This is a genomic window from Fusibacter sp. QWL-12, assembly GCF_058683495.1.
The window spans coordinates 2,568,347-2,589,392 of the sequence record NZ_CM178745.1 but is presented as its reverse complement, the minus strand read 5'-3'; the positions used below and the strand labels follow the sequence as shown (position 1 = coordinate 2,589,392).

Sequence of the window (21,046 nt, the reverse complement as noted above, 5' to 3'; positions counted from 1 at the left end):
AGTGGCTTTTTTCAAGCGACAAATCTATCATGAGAGCATTTTTATGTTTCATGACTATATTGGTTTCAAGAGGGTATATTATCAACACCTAAGTACGAAAAGAGGCCTTTATGAAAAGGGTTGCAGAATCGATAAAAGGTAAGACCAATTTGATGATTATTGCGATACTCACGCTAATGATTGTTTTAAATCTCATATTATCCATTGGTCAAATCCATCGAATTACAGAAACCATCTCCGATCAATACGCTCAGATGTATTCTTATAATATTGCCTCCTCGGTTCACAGTCATCTTATAAAAGAGATTGCACTCTCTGAAAAGATGGCTACTTCTTCTGCTCTGATTAACTGGATTCGTTCAGAATACGATACAGATCTTAAAGCGCTAGCAAAAGCTGAATATCGCACCTTCATTGATCTCATGTCTTCTCAAGACTTGTTTTTAGCGATTGACAGCTCTAAAAATCTATACTATCCCCATATTCACGAGAAAGAAGTTGTTTTAGTTCCTGTCACTCAGGTCAACCCTGCAAATGATTTAGATCGCTGGTATTGGGATGCTAAGGATAGTAACAAGGATTACTTACTCAACGTAGATGAGGACCGAATTTTAGAATCTTATCGCGTGTGGATTAATGTTCCCATCTATTATGAAGATCAAACCTTAGGCGTTATCGGAACAGGACTACCCTTTAATAACTTTTTATCTGATACAGATTTTCAGAATGCCGCAACAAACTCAGTCAGCTTGATATTTAATCGTAGTGGGAAGGTTTTACTTGACGGATCAAGCCCAAATCCCTTTAATTCAAATTGGCATAATATTTATACCATTTCAACTGATAGCGCGTTTAATAACCGCTTAAATGCTTTTATTGATTCAGGTGAAAATCAATTTCAAATCAAAATAGAAAGCGATACATTCACCTCAGTTGCGATACAAAGTATTGAAAATACTGAATGGTATGTGGCGACACTCTACAGTCAAAATGCATTTTATAATGGTAATAACTTATTTATTTTCTTATTTTCAGGTCTCTTTACCATTGTTATCATTTTATTTGTCATTAATCTATTTATCAATAAGACTTTCGTAAAACCATTTACACAGCTTAAAGAAAGTATCAACCTTAAAAGCCGTTTTTGGGATGAATCCCTCTACGGTTTTGAGAGGTCAGATGAGTTTGGTGAGTTAGCCCATTCGATTCAACTGATGTCCGAAAGATTAGTGAATACGCTTCCAGTTGGCCTCGTGCTGGTGGATCAAAATTTCATGATAAAATATACAAATGCTTATATGTCCAATCTGTTTGGTACTTCTGATAAAACTGAGTTTGAAACCCATTATGCAAGACACCCAGAGCTGCTCTTTTCTGCACCAAATGATTATGCGACTTTAAAGCATACATTGACGCACAACGAGGGGATCAATATTTTCGAAACGCAATTTATGACCATCGATCATCGTGTTTTTTGGGGTGAAATTCATTTACATCCAATGTCTGAGAGCGATCATTATGTTGCCATTGTTGTTAACATTCAAAGTAAAAAAGATTACGAAGATTTACTAATTCAGAGGGCATCACACGACAGTTTAACCGGTCTTGCTAATCGACATCTTTTTGAAGAAGTCTTACGACGAGAGCTTGATCGATATTATCGATATGGCAATACATTTTCATTAATTGTATTTGATCTTGATCATTTTAAAGCTGTAAATGATACCTTTGGTCATATCGCAGGAGACGAGGTTCTTGTTAAAACTGCACAAATCGCAAAAAATCTCATCCGAAATACGGACCTATTAGTGCGTTGGGGTGGTGAGGAGTTTGCGATACTACTAGCCGAAACGGATTTGAGTCAAGCGATTTTCGTCGCTGAGAAGATTAGAAATGCGTTCGAAATTTACTATCACGATAACGTTGGGGTGGTAACCGCTAGCTTTGGTGTATCAGAAATCCAGTCTGGTGACCAATACAGCACCTTTTTTGATCGAGCAGATAAAGCTTTGTTTCATGCGAAGGAATCTGGACGAAATCAGATATCAAGTGAAATTAATCCAGACTTTAACACCTGTAAAACTTCAAAGGACAGTTGGCGCTCATTACTAATTAGTGGCGATCGTGAACTCGACTTACAACATCAACACCTCTTCGACAGTGTCGATCGCATTATTAACTGTGCAGCCTCTGGCAATTATGATTTTGAAAAAATGCAGACGACATTTGATACGCTTTGTAATGATTTTGCTTCACACACGATATATGAGGAAAATTTAATGCATAAACTCAACTACTCAGAGGAAGAAATTAATCATCATCACGCCATACATCAAGGCTTGATTAATCGTTTGAACTCTTTTTCTGAAACGTTGCTCTATAAACCAACTGAAGTCATTATCACACTCATACAGGATGTGATTATTAACCATATGATGATTGACGATGTGTCATTCTTTAATTTTATGAAGTTGAAGCATAACTCATTGAACAAGGATGAATAAAAAGGAAGTAGCCCCCATTAACCTAGGTGGTAGGTCAATGGGGGCTTCTATTGTAAGAACGATAGGGTCGATTATTTCTTCAGTTGGTAGGCAGTCAATGCCTCAGAATACTCAAATGCTTTTAACCAAGCTCTATACGTATCGAGCGAAGTGAACATAGGAATATTATGCTCAGCAGCCAGTCTTCTCATCATAAAGCCGTCGCGTTCACTATCTTCTCCAACCGTTGGCGTATTAATGATGAATCCGATTTCTCTATCTTTAATTAAACTGAGAAGATTTGAGCTTTCATTTCTTATTTTTCTCGTTATAAGTACATTGCGTCCCAAAGCTTCGATACGTTTTGCAGTACCAGTTGTTGCCACAAACTGTGCTTTCTTTGGAAGATCGCTTTCACAGAGCTCTGCTTTATCATTCTCATTTAAAGTCAGAAGTATTTTCGCACCTTTTAGATCGATTTCAGTTTTAGCAGCAAGGAATCCCTTAGTTAAAGCTTCCGCATAGGTTTTGCCAATCCCTAAGACTTCACCTGTAGACTTCATTTCTGGTCCAAGTGAAATCTCTACGTCAGGTAATTTTTGTGTTGAGAACACTGGCACTTTTACTGAAATCAGATCCGCTTCAGGATAAAGATCCACGCCATATTCTAAGTCACATAAAGACTCTCCTAATGAAACTTTCGTCGCTAAATCCACAATTGGAACCCCGCTTACTTTTGAAAGATAAGGTACCGTTCTAGAAGCTCTTGGGTTTACCTCTATGACATACAGCTTGTCTTCAGATACGACGAACTGGATATTGATCATCCCTTTTAGATTCAGTCCACTTGCAATTTTCTTTGTGACATTTAAGATCTCATTTTTTAATGCTTGAGAGATGTTTTGTGGCGGATAAACCGTCATACTGTCTCCTGAGTGGATTCCCGCCCTTTCAATATGCTCCATGATGCCAGGGATTAAGACAGAATTGCCATCACTGATAGCGTCAACCTCAACTTCCATGCCAACGAGATATTTGTCAATCAACACTGGATTCTTTTTATTTTTTGTAAATGCATCTGTTAAGTAGTGCTTCACCTCTGACACATCTCTACAAATCTTCATCCCTTGACCGCCTAAAACGTAGCTTGGTCGAACCAGAACCGGTAATCCAAGCTTTTCAACAGCTGATAAACCTGCTTCGAGATTTTCGACACCGATGCCTTTTGGACGAGCTATCCCTTGCGCCTCTAAAAATACTTCAAATCGATCTCTGTCTTCACAGATATCTATTTGATCATATGATGCACCAAAAATTGGATAGCCTGACTTTTCGATAAAGTCTGCTAGTTTAATCGCCGTTTGTCCACCAAACTGTACGATAACACCCTTTGGATTTTCTTTTTGGAGGATATTGAGAACTTCTTCTTCCGTTAAAGGTTCAAAGTATAATTTATCTGCAATTGAGAAATCTGTACTTACGGTTTCAGGATTGCTGTTAATAATAATCGTTTCATAACCAATCGCTTTTAAAGCTTTAATACAGTGAACTGAAGCGTAGTCAAACTCTATCCCCTGTCCGATTCGGATTGGACCTGATCCGATAACTACAATTTTCTCTTTTTCAGTTACTTTAACTTCGTCATAGGTTTCGTAGCTTGAATAATAGTAAGGTGAAACCGCTTTAAACTCACCCGCGCAGGTGTCAACCATGTGAAAGACCGGTATAATCTTGTGTGCTTTTCTATAGTTATAGATGTCTTTAGGCGAAACACTTAAAAGCTCAGCAAGGCCTTTATCTGAGAAACCTTTACGTTTTAAAAGTCTCATTTTTTCTGGTTTGATATCCACTAATCTCTGTGTTTCGATTTCACTTTCAAGTTGAATCAGATTTTTAATCTTATCTAAAAACCATTCATCAATACCAGTGATTTTGTGAATCATATCAAGCTTATAATCTCTACGAATTAATTCTGTCAGTGCAAAAATTCTTTCGTCATTTGGCTTTTTTATTAGATTTTTTAACGCATCCGTACTTTTATCGATAAAGTCTTTGTGTTTTAAATGGTATTGACCGAGTTCAAGTGAGCGTAACCCTTTTAAAAACGCCGCTTCAAAGTTACTGCCAATCGCCATGATTTCACCCGTTGCCATCATCTTTGTTCCCAAAGTACGATCGGCTTTATAAAACTTTTCAAATGGCCATTTAGGAAACTTAACGACCACATAATCAAGGCTTGGCTCGAAACAGGCATACGTAACGCCTGTTACAGCATTTTTGATTTCATCAAGTCCATATCCTAATGCTATTTTCGCTGCAACCTTTGCAATTGGATAGCCTGTTGCTTTTGAAGCAAGCGCAGACGAACGGCTCACCCTAGGGTTAATTTCAATAACCGCATATTCAAAGCTCTCTGGGTGAAGTGCAAACTGAACGTTACAACCACCTTCTATCCCTATCGCCTCTATGATTTTAAATGCTGATGTACGAAGCATTTGATATTCTTTATCTGATAAGGTTTGGCTAGGTGCAACTACGATGCTATCGCCTGTGTGAATCCCAACAGGATCGATGTTTTCCATGTTACATACAGAGATGCGATTACCTTTAGCATCACGCATCACCTCATACTCTATTTCTTTCCAGCCTTTTATACTCTTTTCAATTAATACTTGATTCACTGGGCTATTATCTAGACCAGATTTAGCAATAGTTCTCAGCATCTCTTCATCATCAGCGATACCACCACCAGTACCACCTAAGGTATAGGCTGGACGGATGATCACTGGATAGCCAACTTGATTTGCAAATACAACCGCAGCTTCAACCTCTGTAACGATTTCTGATTGAATGACTGGCTCATTGATACGCGCCATCATATCCTTAAACAATGCTCGGTCTTCCCCTTGCATAATACCATTTATAGACGTGCCAATTAGTTTAACGCCATATTTTTCAAGTATGCCTTTCTCATGTAGCGTTAAAGCCATATTAAGAGCGGTCTGACCACCCATTCCCGCTAATAAACTATCCGGCTTTTCATCTCTAATAATCACTTCAAGCATTTCGCTCGTGATGGGTTCAATATATATTTTATCTGCAACTTCATTATCTGTCATGATGGTCGCTGGGTTAGAATTAATTAATACAACCTCAACACCTTCTTCTCTTAAAGCCTGACACGCTTGCGTTCCCGAATAGTCAAATTCTGCCGCCTGCCCAATAATGATTGGTCCTGATCCAATTACAAGTGTCTTTTTAATTTCCGTCTGTCTTGGCATAATTCCTCCTATCTCGCTAACTCTAAAAATTCATCAAATAAATATGCGCTCTCTACTGGTCCTGGTGATGCTTCTGGATGAAACTGAACGGAGTATATTGGAAGGACTTGATGTTTCATACCTTCTATCGATGCATCGTTGACATTGATATGGGTCACATCAAAAGCCTCTGGCATTTGATCTACAACATAGCCATGATTCTGTGAAGTGATATATACCTTGTCTTTCACCAGATCCTTAACCGGATGATTGCAACCTCTATGACCAAATTTTAACCGCGTGGTCGAACCCCCACCTGCTAATGCTAATAGCTGATGTCCCAAGCAGATTCCTGCAATTGGTATTTCACGCATTAATTTTTTTATTTCATCGATCACATCAGTTAGATCCTCTGGATTTCCCGGTCCATTTGATAAGAAGACCAAATCGTGACCACCGCTTAAAATCTCCTCTGCAGTCGTCTCTGCTGGATAAAGGGTTACCTCAGCACCTCTTTGTACCAGTTCTCTAACGATATTAGATTTAGCACCAAAATCCATAAGTGCAACTGATTTCAAGGCTGGCGTTATTGGTTGTACCACTTTTTTGATTTTTGAAGTTACCTCAAACACAGCATTGCTATTGTCATAGTTTTTATAGAAGGCTTCTAGTTTCTCTTGACTTAACTCACCAGTGGTGATGACACCTCTCATTGTTCCTTCATTTCTTAAAACCAAGGTTAATGCTCTCGTGTCAATCCCCTCTATGCCCATTACTTTATGTCTTTTTAGAAAGTGATTTAGCTCCATTTCTGATCTAAAGTTACTTGATAACTCGGTTAGTTCTCGTACGATAAACCCACAGGCTTGTACCTTAGCGGATTCAAAATCATCTGTATTAATACCGTAATTTCCGATTAATGGATAAGTCATTACAACGATTTGCCCATGATACGAAGGATCCGTAAGAAGTTCTTGATATCCTGTCATCCCTGTATTAAAAACGACCTCGCCAACTGTATCAACAGGATATCCGAAGCTTTTACCTTCGAAGATCATGCCATTTTCTAGTATTAATTTTGCCTTCATATTAACCTCCCTTTCATACACTAGAGAAGGTAATTCAAAGCTTTACATGACAAAAAAGGAAGCTAACACATTATTTATAATGCGTCTGCTTCCTTAAATATTAATAATTGACATAATAAACCCTTGTTTTTCATACCATACCTCTTGCTGGCCTCACAGGACCAATTTAAAGTGTATTCATTAAGAGATATAGTACTTCATCTAACGACTGATGTCAATACTCAATTTTGCTCTTCTTTGTATGGAAAGATTTTGATCAACATTTTTATGACGATAAAAAACAATATTAGAACTAAGAAAACACCTGCAAGACCATAGCCCATCAATTCAAGTCCTAAATAAAATTCACTCATATGCTTCTCCTATCTCATCAATAACCAAGGTACCAGTGCCAAGACCATACCACCCGCAACTATAGAACCAAGCTGTCCTGCAACATTTGCACTTACCGCTTGCATCAATATAAAATTATGAGGGTCCTCTTGTTTCGCCATCTTTTGAACAATTCTCGCAGACATTGGAAATGCTGAAATACCCGCTGCTCCAACCATTGGATTGACTTTATCTTTGGTAAAAAGATTCATCAGCTTTGCAAACAAAACACCACCTGCAGTATCAAAGACAAATGCAACTAATCCCATCACCATTATGATTAACGTTTTAACATCTAAGAATTTATCATAATACATCGTCGCACCAATGGTAATCCCAAGTAGCAATGTCACTAAGTTAGCCAGTTCGTTTTGAGCTGCTTTCGAAAGTCTTTCTAGAACTCCAGATTCTCTTATGAGATTCCCAAACATCAAAAGACCGACTAAAGGTACAGAAATTGGAGCGATAATGCCTGAAATAATAGTAATCAAAATCGGAAAGGCAATTAAAACCGTTTTAGAAACCTTTACATCGTGATAAGGCATTTTGATCATTCTTTCTTTTTTCGTGGTTAGTGCTCTAATCACTGGAGGCTGAATCACGGGAACCAGCGCCATATAAGAGTACGCAGCTACTGAGATTGGCCCTAGCCAATCTTTAGCAAATTTAGATGCGACAAAAATTGAGGTTGGTCCATCTGCTGCACCAATAATACCAATTGCTGAAGATGTCTTTAAATCAAAGCCAAGCTCAGGGAACAAATGGCCAATATAGAGCGCAGCGAGTGTCGTAAAAAAGATACCAAATTGTGCTGCGGCACCAAAGAATAACATGCGTGGCTGTTTGAGCAATGGTGTAAAATCAATCATTGCACCAACTGCCACAAAGATCAATACTGGAAAAATTTCAGTTAAAATCCCAGAGTTATAAAAAATCTGCAATACCCCTGGTGTCCCTTCATATTCCCAAATTGAGCTAAATGGTAAATTGACTAAAATCGCGCCAAATCCAATTGGCAATAACAGCATTGGTTCATAATCTTTTTTTATTGCCAGGTAAATCAGCGCAATCCCGATGGCATACATAATGAGGTACTGCCAATGAAATTCTGCAATGCCTTGAAATAATTGACTCATTTTTTCCCCTCCAAAATATAATTTTAAAATTTAACCACAATCTTGTTTGTGGCTAAATAAAAAAGACTTATACTTCAATTCCATAGGAAATTGAAGTATAAGTCTCGCTTTCATTAGAGCTGATGACCGGGCTCTCGCCGTCATGACGATCATCAACACAATCCGAAGATTGCAAGCTACTCCCTTAAACTTAAAATAATTATATCACCAATACTTTTGTCATGCAATCTAACATCAGCTTAAATCCTCACGATATCGCACGATTTGATAATCGTTAGTGAGACACTCAAGAGCCAATTTTTCTTCAGTAGTTATGGTCTCATCTGCGTTGATTCGATTCATATACTCAATTGGCGTCTCATATTTTTTCTTACCCAAATATAAATTTTCATTTTTTATAAGCTGTTCTCTATATTTTTTTCTAATTTCATTTTTAGGCGTTTTTGAAGTCTCTCTTTTAAATCGATTTAAGAAATTGCCCATCATTTCTTTTCTATCAAACACAAATGATCGCTCTTCACTACCATAGGCATCATTCATTGCCTTTCTGCGTTTAAAAACTTGGTAGGCTTTTTTTAGAAGTAGAATACTGATCAGTAAAATAACCGACCACGTAACGATGTAAAAAGCGGTTACCATCCAATTGGGAACACCTGTGTTATTGGGATAATTGGGCAGTTGATCACTCATTTCTGGTGACATAGGACCAGCGATATCCACCTCTTCCAATCCATCCAATCGAAATAACCCTAAAAGCTTATCCATTAGATATAGCAACGGATAAATGATTAGTGAAACAACTTTATAGAGGAGGTTGTAGACTTTATCTAACCCAGCTAAAATCACTGACCAAAAATCAAAAACCTGAACCTGAACGATAATGATTAAAGACAAAGAGACACCTAAAGCGATTCTACCAAACTTTTCTACATTTTTTGAGCGATTGATTTGATGTGTACCACTTGCATAAGCATTGTTCATGTTGACTAGATTGAGTAACAAAAGACTAATAATTACATAGACTAAATAATAAGCCTTTAATGCACCATAGCCTTCAACATCACCAACTTTAAGGATAAAGATGACCAAACCTAAAATGATATCGGTGTAAAAAATCCTCGACTTAAGGGGTTCAATCTTCTCTTCAAGAATTGAATAATTCATCCCTCTTATCATACTGAGGACGAATGCGACCACTAACGGTCCTGTAACCAAGTAGAATACACCTTTTGTCAGAAGGAGGCTCGCTCCCCCAACTAGAAAGATAAAAGTTGCTATGAACCATCCAGATGGCTTCTTTTTAAAGAATTCAATGGTTATGGCAGAAAACCCATACAACATACAGTTTACTGCCCATACCAGACTAAACCTAGAAACCATTATGGCCTCTTTGCGAAAAAAGCCGGCGACAGTAAAGACGATTAAAAGTAAAAACAAAGTGTATTCTAATGCTTTTACAAGATCTGAAATCAATTGAGTCCGATCATTATGCTTCCTTTGCATCTGATACCTCCTGACTCAAAAGTCCCTGAACTTTTCTCACCTCAATACTTCGATCTAACGTTACCTCTATCGCTCTATCACCAGTAATATAGATCACTACACTTCTACCTTTTCTAGCCTGTTGATTGACAAGCAAGGTCAATTCTGAGGACAAGTATCCTGTAACAATAATGATGACTGCGTCTTCATGTAGTTTTCGAACTGCATCGACAAATAATTTTTCAATAGGATGTCCTCTGTACTCAGTTGCAGCAGCAAGCGCGTCCATCGCTTTAACCAGCTGCGTCTTTAATCTAGCAGGCATCAATAAGCTTGCTTTTTCCCCCATCATATAGACACTGTTCACGGCAATCCCTACGTCTACATGATGCTCATATAACGTCTTAAATAAAGAACCTGCAAATGTAATTCCGAGCTCAAATCGATTCCGATCAATTCCTTCCCAATATTTCGGCGATGTTTGTACATCAAAGAAAATCATACAAGATTGATCCGATGTGTGATCCATTTTTTTTACCTGAAGCTGCCCCGTTTTTGCAGTAGCCTTCCAGTTGATGCTTTTAAAATGATCTCGTGTTGTATAATTGCGCGTTCCTGTAGTCAACATTGGATCTGGTAAAATCCAACGCTTTACAGAGGTTTCGCCTTGTAAGCTTAGTGGTGTGATGTCAAAGCTGGAAAGCGCATGTAATTTAGGGTGAACAATTAGCTTTGACTTCGTAAGATATTCCTTTCCACCGGAATATAATCCAAATAAATCACCAAATTCAACGTGACAATTACCAGCCTCATAGATCCCTCTTTTTAAACAGGAAAAGCCATCGTGTTTAACGACCTTTTCAAAGAATAAAAATGAAGTTACTATCTCATAGGTACTGTCGGCTCCCGTCTCCGTAACCTCGAATCTTTCATTTCCAAGTTCAATCACTCGATTTCCAGTGTAACCTTCGCCTCGAAATGATGCTGGAATCTTACTATAGACCTTAACCCAAGGTAGTGGCAACCATTTTTTATTCACCATCTCAGTGGTGATGACAACCGATTCGCCTGCAGTGACACGCTCTTTATCAAAGCTTCTCGAAAGATAGAAATGAATGGGTGATAAGCTCGACCATCTTCTTAAAAGCCATTGTAAAACGAACAGTCCAAGTATCCCAATTATTAAAACTGCCATGGTATACCTCCCTATATCGTTTCAGTTGGTACCTCAACAGCTGTAAGTATCATCTCAAGTATTCTGTCAGGTTTTTTAGAATAAATATCGCGAATGAGTATTCTATGCCCCCAAACAGGAATCACTAACTGTTTAACGTCCTCTGGTGAAACATAGTCGCGCCCCTTAATTGCAGCAAGTGCCTTTGCGCCATTAAACAAAGCCATTACCCCACGAGGGCTAACGCCTAGTTCTATCTCAGAATGATCTCTAGTCGCATCTGCTAAATCAATGATGTAATGGGTCATTGCTTCAGATACCTTGACTGCTTTAACTTGTTCTTTAACTTCTTTATAAATTGCGACATCTACACACGCAGATAAGGAATCAATTGGATTGACTTTTTCAAAACGGTGTAGGATAGAGATGGTTTCTTCTTTAGATGGATATCCCATAGAAAGTTGCATAAAGAAACGATCCAGCTGTGCTTCTGGCAATGGAAAGGTACCAGAACTTTCGATTGGATTTTGTGTGGCAATAACAAAAAAAGGTTCAGACAAAGAATAGGTTTCTCCATCTACAGTAATTTGATTTTCTGCCATAGCTTCAAGCAAGCTAGATTGTGTCCTTGGTGTCGCTCTGTTGATTTCATCTGCAAGAACAATTTGACTCATTAAAGGTCCTTTTCTGAACTCAAACCTTCCAACACCCTGATTATAAACATTTAATCCAGTAATATCCGAAGGTAATAAATCTGGCGTAAATTGTATACGATTAAACTCGACATTAAATGACTTTGCCAATGAACGGGCTAAAAGGGTTTTTCCTGTCCCAGGAATATCCTCTAATAACACATGACCTGAACACAGCATAGATGTAATCATTAAATCAATCACCGTATTTTTTCCCACGATTACCTTTTGGATATTCTGTTTTAATTCTGTTGCAAAGCGATGAACCTCAGTCATAATCAGCCTCCTAGTTTATGTATATAAAAAATATTATATCACCTAGCTAAAAGAATTATTAAATAATTATGAAAAATTAAGTTAAATTAACAATTGTATGCTTTTATATCATTTAACTTGCCCATAAAAAAATTCTATTGTATGAGATGGAATCAAATAAAAAAGCTACTGTTCTTTGAGATTGAATCAAAGTACAATAGCCATTTACATTTATTCTATTAATTAATCAGTTACTCATTCAATCAACTACTCTAATACTAATGGCTCAAAGGTTTCAGAGGTTTCATTATAAACTTCTGGCACACTAAAGTCACCTTCATACTTGATCATTACAAATGGGTAAGTTTTAATTTGTGGTACAACTGCGTCTTTTCCTGGTTTGCCTTCTCCCACAAGAATTTTAGCGGTCGACTCAAACTGTCCAAAGGTTAACACTTGAATGCCGTAACCACCAGTTTCCTTTTCACCACTTGAAATCAACAAGTAGTTCATCCCTTCTTCAGTCCAATGATAAAAACCTCGATTTACGATGAGTTGATCCACTTCAGATTTAATGCCATCCGGAATGTCATCATAATAAACTTCATCAAATAGAATTGGGGTACCAAAGTCACCTGCTGCCATTTCAGTTGTGTCTGTTGCATTTGTTGTGTCTACAGCGCCTGTTTCAGAATCCGCCTTTTTGTTACTATCACAAGCTGATAGAACCATCATTGTCAGTAATAGGATTAGCATTAGTGCTATCAAATTTTTCTTCAACATCTTCATCCTCTTTTCTTGGCTTAAATTCGATATCTCTATGTTACAACGAATTGATCCCATTGAAAAGGGGCAAATTAAAACCTATAATAGCCCAGCAATTTCATTTTCTACTGATAATGGTTTTACAGTTGGTGCATAACGTTTAACCACTTTGCCATCTTTGTCGATTAGAAATTTTGTGAAATTCCATTTAATACCGTTGCCCAAAGTGCCCTTTGCTTCTTTTTTCAAGTACTTATACAATGGGTGTGCCGTTTCTCCATTTACATCGATTTTTTCAAAGAGTTGAAAAGTAACCCCAAAGTCCAATCGACATACATTTTGAATCGTTGAATTATCACTCGACTCTTGATTGGCAAATTGACTACATGGGAAGCCTAAAATGACTAAACCCTTATCGCTGTACTTTTGATGTAACGCTTCAAGCTCTTCAAACTGTGGTGCTAAACCACACTTAGTTGCAGTATTTACCACAAGCACCACTTTACCTTCATAATCAGACATTTTTATCATATCGCCGTTCATTGCCATAGCTTCAAAATCGTAAAATTTCATTTCAACCTCCATATAAATTGTTTGCAATTTGATTTTATACAATTATAATACAATTTAAAAGAGGATCTGTCAATATCGATCCTCAATTAATATCAATTGAATCTGCCGGAACTGGTTTTGAGAATAAATAACCTTGAACACAATCACATCCTGCATGTTTTAAATACGTCAACTGCGACTCAGTTTCCACGCCCTCTGCAATCACTTTTTTACCCATTCTATGCGCCATAGAAATAATCTCTGTAATGATCAAAGTCTCACTCGGTATTGTATCAATGTGCCATACAAAACTTTTATCAATCTTCAAAATATCAATTGGGAGATGAATGAGATGCGACAAGGAAGAATATCCCGTCCCAAAATCATCAATAAGAATTTTAAAGTTCTGCTCTCGAAGTTGTGTTAACTTATGAATGTTTCTTTCTAAATTATGCATTACGTGACTTTCTGTAATCTCTATATGAATCAGTTCTGCCTCTAAATCAAAGTGATCAATGTAATGCAATAATGTCTCGCTAAAATTTTTTGAAAGCAATTGTTTTTCAGCAATGTTGATGGAAACCGGAACGACTTTAATATCCATCAACTGCCATTCTTTAATTTGGCGGCAAACTTCTGCTATGACAAACTCTCCCAAAGGTACAATTAAACCTGTTTCTTCAGCAAAAGGTATAAATGTATCTGGATAAACCATGCTACCATCTTCTTTTTGCCAACGAATCAAAGCCTCCAGTCCAACAAGTGTTAAATTCTCAAGTTCATAAATAGGTTGATAATAAACAATAAACGCATCATTATTGAGTGCATGTCTCAACTCTCTTTCGAGCTGACTTCTCACTAATACGTCTTGAATCATCTCAGGTTCATAGAATTTATAACAACTGCCACCGAATTGCTTTGCTGTGTAGACAGAAGCGTCTGTATTCTTAAACACATCCAAAACCGTTGTACAATCTTTACTCAGCAATACAATTCCCAAACTAACTGAAAGATAAATTTCATGATCACCGATGAAACACATCTTGTTAAACTGGTTTAGTAGCTGTTCGGCTATCAGCGCGGCATCTTTCTTTTGATTAATGCCTTTGATGATGAGCAAGAATTCATCTCCACCTACTCTTGATATGAAACCTCGATTTTCATATCTGAACTTAAGTTCCTTAGATATATAAACTAAAACTTGATCACCATAATCGTGACCAAAGGTATCGTTAATGCCTCTGAAATGGTCAATTTCAATATAAATTGCAACGCCTGCATCAAAGGGTCTTTCTCGGTTTTCTTCGTCCAGCATGCCACTTAAATAATCTGAAGCTGAAAGTCTGTTAGGTAAGTTTGTCAAACGATCTGTGTATGCCATTTGATAGATGATATCATTATTGAGTTGAATTTCTTCATACTGAGCATTAATTTCCTCGTATTGCATTTGAATTTCTTCGTACTGCCGCATGAGTTCTACATTTGCATCAGATAAATCATTGTTCACCTCTGTAATATTTTCGTATTTAGAATTCAGTTTTGTCTTGAGTTTAGATATATATATTCTTAACACAAAAAGGAGTACGAGCATGCCAAAGATAGGAATTAGGACAATTAAGAGTATCCTTTTCATGTTTAACTCATTATAAACCGATGAATGTGCATAAAAATATTTCACATATGTTTCTTCAAACAAACCGTTTTTTTGAATCTCATCAATTCGTTGGTTAATGTATTTAACGAGTTCCGGTTTATCTTTGCTTACAGCATAGGCGTGTTGTCTCGGATACAAATCCTTAATTTGAGCTTCAATGTTCCCAAGAACGTCTTCTTGAACGATTAAATAATCCATCATTTGCTGATTTTCAAAGATGACATCTATTTGCCCAGACAACAAATCATAAATAGCATCACGTAAATCATCATAAGCCGTATAATTGGTCATCTCAAAATCATTTTGAAGAATGGCTTCCGTATAATACCCTTTACCGACACCTACTCTTAACGATGTGAGCTCATTTAATTTTATTTCTCTAAAGTCTTTTTTTGTGTAGACTGTCACATAGGATTGAAAGAGCGGTTTAGAAAATAGCACTTCCTTTTCGCGATCTTCCGTTACTGCAATGATCCCAGCCAAGTCAATTTCGCCATTCACCAAACGTTCATAGACCTTCGGCCACGCATCAGTAGAATAGATTAACTGATAATCCATCATTTTAAAAATAATGTTGGTAAGTTCGATATCAAATCCATAAAGAAACTGCTGATTAGAATATGTAAAAGGTGGATAATTGGCATCGACTTGATATTTTACTTTTGGAGAATTGGGATATTCCAGATCGGTTGTGTAGCCAACACCAATAACCAGTATGACTAAAATCAGTACGCTGTTAATCATTTGTTTAAAAAGCTTCATGAGTACCTCGATTCGACATAGTGTACTTTAATATACCCAAATATTTGATTATATACTCCTTATTGATATAAATCGCTCACATTAATTCTATACTTGCTTGTGGCTTTAAAAAAAAAACCACTATTTAAATGAGTCAAATAGTGGTTGTATTATATTATTTCTATCATGCTTCTAGAACGTCCAATTGCCTTGTTTAAATAATGGCGTTGCTTCACCCTCTTTAGAATAAGCGATGATTTCCATCTCAGGTCCACCGATCATAAAATCCACGTGTATTAAACTAAAGTTTGCGCCTTTTGCTTCTAACTCATCTTGTGATAATGCCGATCCATTTCTCATAGCGTAAGCGTAAGCTCTACCAAGTGCTAAATGAACAGATGCATTTTCATCAAAAAGCGTATTGTTGAATAGAATGCCTGTGTTTGAAATTGGAGAATCATCTTGAACCAATGCAACTTCACCTAAATAAGATGCACCTTCATCGTTTGCAAGTAACTGGTCAAGTACTTCTTTACCTTTTTCTGCATAGTAGTCGACAACTTTACCATCTTTAAATGTAAACCCAAAACCATCGACGATTTTGCCATTATGGCTAAGTGGTTTTGTGGACTTAACCGTCCCATTAACTCTAAATTTATGAGGCGTTGTAAAGACTTCTTCAGTTGGAATATTTGCAACAAAAGCGTCCTTAGCCCAACTCTCTTTAGAACCACCCATCCAGAAATGCTCATCTGCAAGTCCAATTTCAAGCTCAGTTCCAGGTGCAGTTAAAACCAACTTGTCAAATTGCTTTTCATTTAGGAAGTTTTTATATTTTTTAAGCATTTTATCGTGTTCTTGCCAAGCTTCAACAGGATTATCGAGGCTGACACGTGTTGCGTCGAGAATTTTTCCCCATAACCCATCAATCGCTTCATCCGTTGACTTTTCTGGGTAGACACTTTTAGCCCAAGCCTCAGATGGAACAGCGGCAATACACCATTTGGTTTGACCAGTCATACGGAATTTTGTAGCTGGCGACATCGCTGCTGATGCAGTCTTTTGATCGATAGCGACTTTTTCACTTGGAATTTGTTTTAATAATTCTGGATCTGGTGCAATAATGAATAAGTGATGATAGTTATCTTCATAGAGTTTGATCATTAAATCCACTTTCCACTCAGGATAGTTTTCAAATACATAATCCTTCGCGTTTTGGTATCTTGCGATTGCCATTTCATCATCGCCCATCATGTATTCAACATGTTTTGCGCCTGCCGCATAAGCTTTTTTCATAACTTCTCTCGCTAGCGGTAATCCCCATTGATTAGATACGACGATCAAACCTTCTTTTGGTTGTACGTTAATGCCTACTTTGACTAATAATTCTGCATACTTCTCAATTGCCTTGTTGTAATTCATCATTTTCAGCTCCCATCTCTTAGTATCACTTAATTATACGTCAATCTCATCAATGGAACAAGCATTTACCCATGAATTTCTTTCGAGATACGAACTTTATTTCGACCGCTGTCCTTTGCTTTGTAAAGCTCTTTATCTGCAATTTCTACAGAACTTAAAAGAGCATTTTTATCTAGCGTGCCAAAATAGCCTCCAACGCTAACGGTTACGACTTTATCTTCATCAACACTCGCTTGAATGCCTAAGGCTTGAACATTTTCACGAAACTTTTCAGCCAACTGATATACCTTATCGAAGGCATCCACCTGAACGATAATTAAAAACTCTTCTCCACCATATCTTGCTATGATGGATTGCTTAAAGTTTTTTGACATTTCTTCCGCAATTCGAACCAAACAAGTATCACCTTTTACATGTCCCCATGTATCGTTATAGCCTTTAAATCGATCAATATCCACAATTAAAACCGCTAACTGAAGCTTTGAATTGTTTTCAAATAGTTCTTGGTATGCTTTTTCAAGTCCCCGACGATTGTAAATCTTAGTTAGTTCATCATAGAGAGATTCCTTTAAAAGCTCTTGGTTTTGACTCCTAATTGATTCTAACGATCGATTATAGGATTCTATTTCACGTTCTAATCGAGCAGTCATCTGCCTGAATTTAAGATTTTCTCTCTTTTCTTTATAGTAATCAAACTCAACAGATAAAATTTCCAATCGCTTAGAAAGATTTGAGGCTTCCACTTCAGCTTGCTTCAAGTGAAATCGTTTGTAATAAGCCAATGCTTTTGCAAAATCACCTTTTGATTCATAGTAATTAGATATTTTTTCATAGATCTTAACTTCTTTTATGACAAGTCCCTGTTCAGAAGCCAATGACAAGGCTTCATTCAGATTTCTCATCGGACTATGATTGATTCTTTGATCAAGCTTAGCCATTTCTATCAACAAATCGACTAAGTAATATTTATTTTCTATCGAATTAAGTTTGCTAAGAGCGGATAAGAAAGTTGATTTCGCTTGCTCGTATAAACCTTGTGCCACAAGTGCACGACCAATCTTGGTTTCCGCCTCACCTAATTCTAGTATTCGATTTTCATTTTCTAAAAGCGCGTAACCCTTTTGCATATAATCATTCGACTTAGAATAATGCTTCTCCTGATAAGCAACCTCACCTAGATTTAAGTAGATTGCTGATGCATTAATGTTTAACTCGTGTTTTAGACAGATCGCCAGTGCTTTGTGATAATAGTTTATAGCTTCAACATGTGCACCTGCTTCACGATAGACTTCTCCAATATTATTGAGCAAGGATGACATTAAATTATAATCTTCTGCCTCATCGATCATTGAAAGCGCACTCATAAAATTCTCTAATGCGTCTGTCATCGCTCCATAATAGAAGTATATAATGCCTATGATATTCTTAGCTTTATAGATGCCTTTAACATGCTGCTTCTTTTTCATGATATCTAATGATCTAAAAGCAAAATTTAGACCTTCAGAGTATTTGGACATTACCCTGCAGGCATAGGCCATTTGAAACAAACATAACCCCTCTTCTATCTCAAGACTATGAATTTTAGAGAGTTCATAAGCTTCTCTTGCAAGTTCGAAAGATTTTTTCGGATCCTGAAAAGCAAGCTCTTTTGATCTTTGAATTTCCGCGTTCAAATAAGTATTCAGCTTCAAGTGAGCCTCCTTATGTAAAGATTCTGTCAATATTATCCATTATACTACAGGTCAAGAAAGATTAAACTAGTTTTATTTTTAAATCTTTTATTTGCTTCATCTCTGCATCAGTTACTTCCGCTTCGGTAACGATATAGTCCAGATGCTTTGCATCATAAAACTGGAATACACCTGTTTCTCTAAACTTTAGATGCATCAATAAAGCGACTTTAACTCGCGCGATATCTAAAATGGTTCTCTTTTGATGTCCAATTTCTACAAACCCCTCTAATAATGCGCTTTTTTCTAGGTGAATACTCTTACAGCTAATAAAAGCAATGTCCACATGAAAAGAACGAATTTGACCGATACTACTTGCACCTAAAAAGCCACCTGTATAATAATCAAAATCACCGCCAATTCCAATCAGTTTGATATTGGTATATTCTGAGAGTTCTTTCATAATTGCCAGCATATCAGTGATCACCGTTACCTGTTTTCCGGATTTTGCGAGCTCTATAGCTGTAAAGTATGAAGTACTGGATGTGTCAAAATAAACATAATCCATTTCATTGATGAGCTGGAGTGCTTTTTTGGCAATAATTGTTTTTTCTGCTGAGTAGCTTTCCAATCTGTAAGGAACAGAAGCATTTTGAAATTTATTTTTTTTTCGCTCCGCACCACCGTAAACACGATCTGCCACGCCCATTTTTTCAAGCTTTCTGAGATCTTTTCGTATGAGATCTTCTGTTACATGATAGTTTTTTGCCAACACCTTTACTTGTACTGTACCTAATTTTTCAATCTGCTCTGTGATTTCCTTTAATCGTTCTGAAGCGGTCATATTTCCTCCGTAAAACAGTTCTCTTACAATATTGACGATTTATTATTTTCTCATTTATTTAAATTATATCCTATTTTTTTCTTGTTTTCCCCTCTTTTTTATCGTTTTTTATTGTTTTATACTATTCACAAGAAAAACAATAATCTAGGAGGCAAATGATGGCTGAAATTAAGATTGCAATCATTGGTGGTGGCTCGAGTTACACCCCTGAACTTATCGAAGGTTTTATCGATCGATATCACGATTTACCAATCTCTGAAATTTGTTTATTAGACATACATGAAGGCGCTACAAAGCTTGACATCATTCAACAGCTATCACATAGAATGGTTGAAAAGGCAGGTAAACCTATTAAAATTACACATACACTTGACCGAGAGCAAGCGCTTATTAATTGTGCATTTGTTATTACTCAAATTCGAGTCGGTGGTATTAGAGCACGAATCACTGATGAAACCATTGCGTTTAATCATGACATGCTTGGGCAAGAAACTAATGGCCTTGCTGGTTTTGGAAAGGCGCTAAGAACCATCCCTGTAATTCTCAGTATCGCAAAAGATATGGAGCGTCTCTGTCCTGACGCTTGGCTCATAAATTTTACCAATCCAGCTGGGATTATTACTGAAGTTGTATCTCGATTTTCAAAAATTAAAGTGGTTGGTCTCTGTAATGTTCCAGTGAACATGCAAAAGATGATAGAAACACATGCCACTGGTAGTTCCCTATTTGTGCAAATGACTGGGCTAAATCATTATGTGTATGCACATCAAATAAAAGTAGATGGCAAAGAGCAGCTCCCCAATATACTAGAGCCCCTTTTAAACGATGAAACTTTTAATCCTAAAAATATTGGACACGCAAGCTACCAACCGTCTCAGATAAAAGGACTCGGCGTTTTACCCTGTTACTATCATACGTATTATTACTTAAAAGATGAAATGTACGCTGATGCTAAAGCTACATTTGAAAAAGAAGGTTCTAGAGGCGCTGTGGTTAAAGTGGTTGAAGAAGAACTTTTCAAGATCTATTCAGATCCAAACTTGTCGGTAAAGCCTGAGGCACTTTCAAAGCGAGGTGGAGCGTATTATTCAGAAGCAGCCTGCGAACTCATTCGTTCCATCTTTGTCGATAAAAGAAATCTAATGGTTGTCAATGTCCCCAATAATGGCACTCTTAAAGAACTCCCAGACGACGCAGTCATTGAAACCACATGCATTATCACAAAAGGTGGGCCAATACCACTTTCTGTAACGACCCTGCCTTTTCCTATTAGAGCAGAAATTGCTGCAATTAAAGGCTATGAACGACTGGTGATAGAGGCTGCACTTAACAACTCCTATGATATTGCGATGCAAGCCTTAACCGTTCATCCACTTTGCCCAACTGGCAGTCTGCTTAAATCTGCTCTTGATGAACTTGTAGAGGCCAATAAGGCATATTTCAACTTAACTTAAGG

The 21,046-nt window shown here is 37.1% G+C and carries 15 protein-coding genes; 2 read left to right on the top strand and 13 right to left on the bottom strand.

All coding sequences use genetic code 11. The features are described 5' to 3' along the window. Positions 1-110: 110 nt before the first annotated feature. A complete protein-coding gene (locus AC4PID_RS12485) occupies positions 111-2,504 on the top strand; it encodes a diguanylate cyclase (protein WP_492132332.1) in 2,394 nt (797 codons plus the stop codon). A gap of 71 nt (positions 2,505-2,575) precedes the next feature. Here AC4PID_RS12485 and carB read toward each other — a convergent pair whose 3' ends face one another. From carB to AC4PID_RS12420, 13 genes are all read right to left on the bottom strand, one after another. Next, positions 2,576-5,764 carry a carbamoyl-phosphate synthase (glutamine-hydrolyzing) large subunit gene (carB, locus tag AC4PID_RS12480; protein WP_492132331.1) on the bottom strand — a complete coding sequence of 1,063 codons (3,189 nt, stop codon included), beginning with the start codon at positions 5,762-5,764 and terminating at the stop codon, positions 2,576-2,578. Between the two features lie 8 nt (positions 5,765-5,772). Then, entirely contained in the window at positions 5,773-6,831 is a 1,059-nt protein-coding gene (gene carA, locus AC4PID_RS12475; protein WP_492132330.1) for a glutamine-hydrolyzing carbamoyl-phosphate synthase small subunit, read from the bottom strand. Between the two features lie 221 nt (positions 6,832-7,052). Continuing rightward, positions 7,053-7,184 (bottom strand): OadG-related small transporter subunit, encoded by a 132-nt coding sequence (locus AC4PID_RS12470; protein WP_492132329.1) that lies wholly within the window; start codon positions 7,182-7,184, stop codon positions 7,053-7,055. Between the two features lie 9 nt (positions 7,185-7,193). After that, entirely contained in the window at positions 7,194-8,339 is a 1,146-nt protein-coding gene (locus AC4PID_RS12465; protein ID WP_492132328.1) for a sodium ion-translocating decarboxylase subunit beta, read from the bottom strand. 234 nt (positions 8,340-8,573) lie between these two features. Continuing rightward, positions 8,574-9,842 (bottom strand): hypothetical protein, encoded by a 1,269-nt coding sequence (locus AC4PID_RS12460; RefSeq protein WP_492132327.1) that lies wholly within the window; start codon positions 9,840-9,842, stop codon positions 8,574-8,576. Next, a complete protein-coding gene (locus tag AC4PID_RS12455; protein ID WP_492132326.1) occupies positions 9,826-11,016 on the bottom strand; it encodes a DUF58 domain-containing protein in 1,191 nt (396 codons plus the stop codon). Before AC4PID_RS12455 ends, AC4PID_RS12460 begins: the two co-directional genes overlap by 17 nt. Positions 11,017-11,027: 11 nt before the next feature. Continuing rightward, the gene (locus AC4PID_RS12450) at positions 11,028-11,963 is read right to left on the bottom strand and encodes an AAA family ATPase (protein WP_492132325.1); all 936 of its coding nucleotides are present in this window, start codon (positions 11,961-11,963) and stop codon (positions 11,028-11,030) included. Between the two features lie 246 nt (positions 11,964-12,209). Further along, positions 12,210-12,725, bottom strand: coding sequence for a protease complex subunit PrcB family protein (locus tag AC4PID_RS12445; RefSeq protein WP_492132324.1), 516 nt, complete (start codon positions 12,723-12,725; stop codon positions 12,210-12,212). A gap of 81 nt (positions 12,726-12,806) precedes the next feature. Beyond that, positions 12,807-13,280: a glutathione peroxidase gene (locus AC4PID_RS12440; RefSeq protein WP_492132323.1), complete on the bottom strand. Its 474-nt coding sequence runs from the start codon at positions 13,278-13,280 to the stop codon at positions 12,807-12,809. Between the two features lie 82 nt (positions 13,281-13,362). Then, positions 13,363-15,675 (bottom strand): EAL domain-containing protein, encoded by a 2,313-nt coding sequence (locus AC4PID_RS12435; RefSeq protein ID WP_492132322.1) that lies wholly within the window; start codon positions 15,673-15,675, stop codon positions 13,363-13,365. Between the two features lie 171 nt (positions 15,676-15,846). Beyond that, positions 15,847-17,079, bottom strand: coding sequence for an aminopeptidase (locus AC4PID_RS12430; protein ID WP_492132321.1), 1,233 nt, complete (start codon positions 17,077-17,079; stop codon positions 15,847-15,849). A gap of 62 nt (positions 17,080-17,141) precedes the next feature. Then, entirely contained in the window at positions 17,142-18,767 is a 1,626-nt protein-coding gene (locus AC4PID_RS12425) for a tetratricopeptide repeat-containing diguanylate cyclase (protein ID WP_492132320.1), read from the bottom strand. Between the two features lie 61 nt (positions 18,768-18,828). Next, positions 18,829-19,590 carry a DeoR/GlpR family DNA-binding transcription regulator gene (locus AC4PID_RS12420; RefSeq protein ID WP_492132319.1) on the bottom strand — a complete coding sequence of 254 codons (762 nt, stop codon included), beginning with the start codon at positions 19,588-19,590 and terminating at the stop codon, positions 18,829-18,831. A gap of 158 nt (positions 19,591-19,748) precedes the next feature. Here AC4PID_RS12420 and AC4PID_RS12415 point away from each other — a divergent pair, with 158 nt between their 5' ends. Further along, on the top strand, positions 19,749-21,044 hold the full coding sequence (locus tag AC4PID_RS12415; RefSeq protein ID WP_492132318.1) for a 6-phospho-beta-glucosidase: 1,296 nt from the start codon (positions 19,749-19,751) through the stop codon (positions 21,042-21,044). Positions 21,045-21,046 lie beyond the last annotated feature (2 nt).

Coding starts and splice junctions, on each gene's coding strand:
- AC4PID_RS12485 (WP_492132332.1), top strand. CDS start 111: ATGAAAAGGGTTGCAGAATCGATAAAAGGTAAGACCAATTTGATGATT.
- carB (WP_492132331.1), bottom strand. CDS start 5,764: ATGCCAAGACAGACGGAAATTAAAAAGACACTTGTAATTGGATCAGGA.
- carA (WP_492132330.1), bottom strand. CDS start 6,831: ATGAAGGCAAAATTAATACTAGAAAATGGCATGATCTTCGAAGGTAAA.
- AC4PID_RS12470 (WP_492132329.1), bottom strand. CDS start 7,184: ATGAGTGAATTTTATTTAGGACTTGAATTGATGGGCTATGGTCTTGCA.
- AC4PID_RS12465 (WP_492132328.1), bottom strand. CDS start 8,339: ATGAGTCAATTATTTCAAGGCATTGCAGAATTTCATTGGCAGTACCTC.
- AC4PID_RS12460 (WP_492132327.1), bottom strand. CDS start 9,842: ATGCAAAGGAAGCATAATGATCGGACTCAATTGATTTCAGATCTTGTA.
- AC4PID_RS12455 (WP_492132326.1), bottom strand. CDS start 11,016: ATGGCAGTTTTAATAATTGGGATACTTGGACTGTTCGTTTTACAATGG.
- AC4PID_RS12450 (WP_492132325.1), bottom strand. CDS start 11,963: ATGACTGAGGTTCATCGCTTTGCAACAGAATTAAAACAGAATATCCAA.
- AC4PID_RS12445 (WP_492132324.1), bottom strand. CDS start 12,725: ATGTTGAAGAAAAATTTGATAGCACTAATGCTAATCCTATTACTGACA.
- AC4PID_RS12440 (WP_492132323.1), bottom strand. CDS start 13,280: ATGAAATTTTACGATTTTGAAGCTATGGCAATGAACGGCGATATGATA.
- AC4PID_RS12435 (WP_492132322.1), bottom strand. CDS start 15,675: ATGAAGCTTTTTAAACAAATGATTAACAGCGTACTGATTTTAGTCATA.
- AC4PID_RS12430 (WP_492132321.1), bottom strand. CDS start 17,079: ATGATGAATTACAACAAGGCAATTGAGAAGTATGCAGAATTATTAGTC.
- AC4PID_RS12420 (WP_492132319.1), bottom strand. CDS start 19,590: ATGACCGCTTCAGAACGATTAAAGGAAATCACAGAGCAGATTGAAAAA.
- AC4PID_RS12415 (WP_492132318.1), top strand. CDS start 19,749: ATGGCTGAAATTAAGATTGCAATCATTGGTGGTGGCTCGAGTTACACC.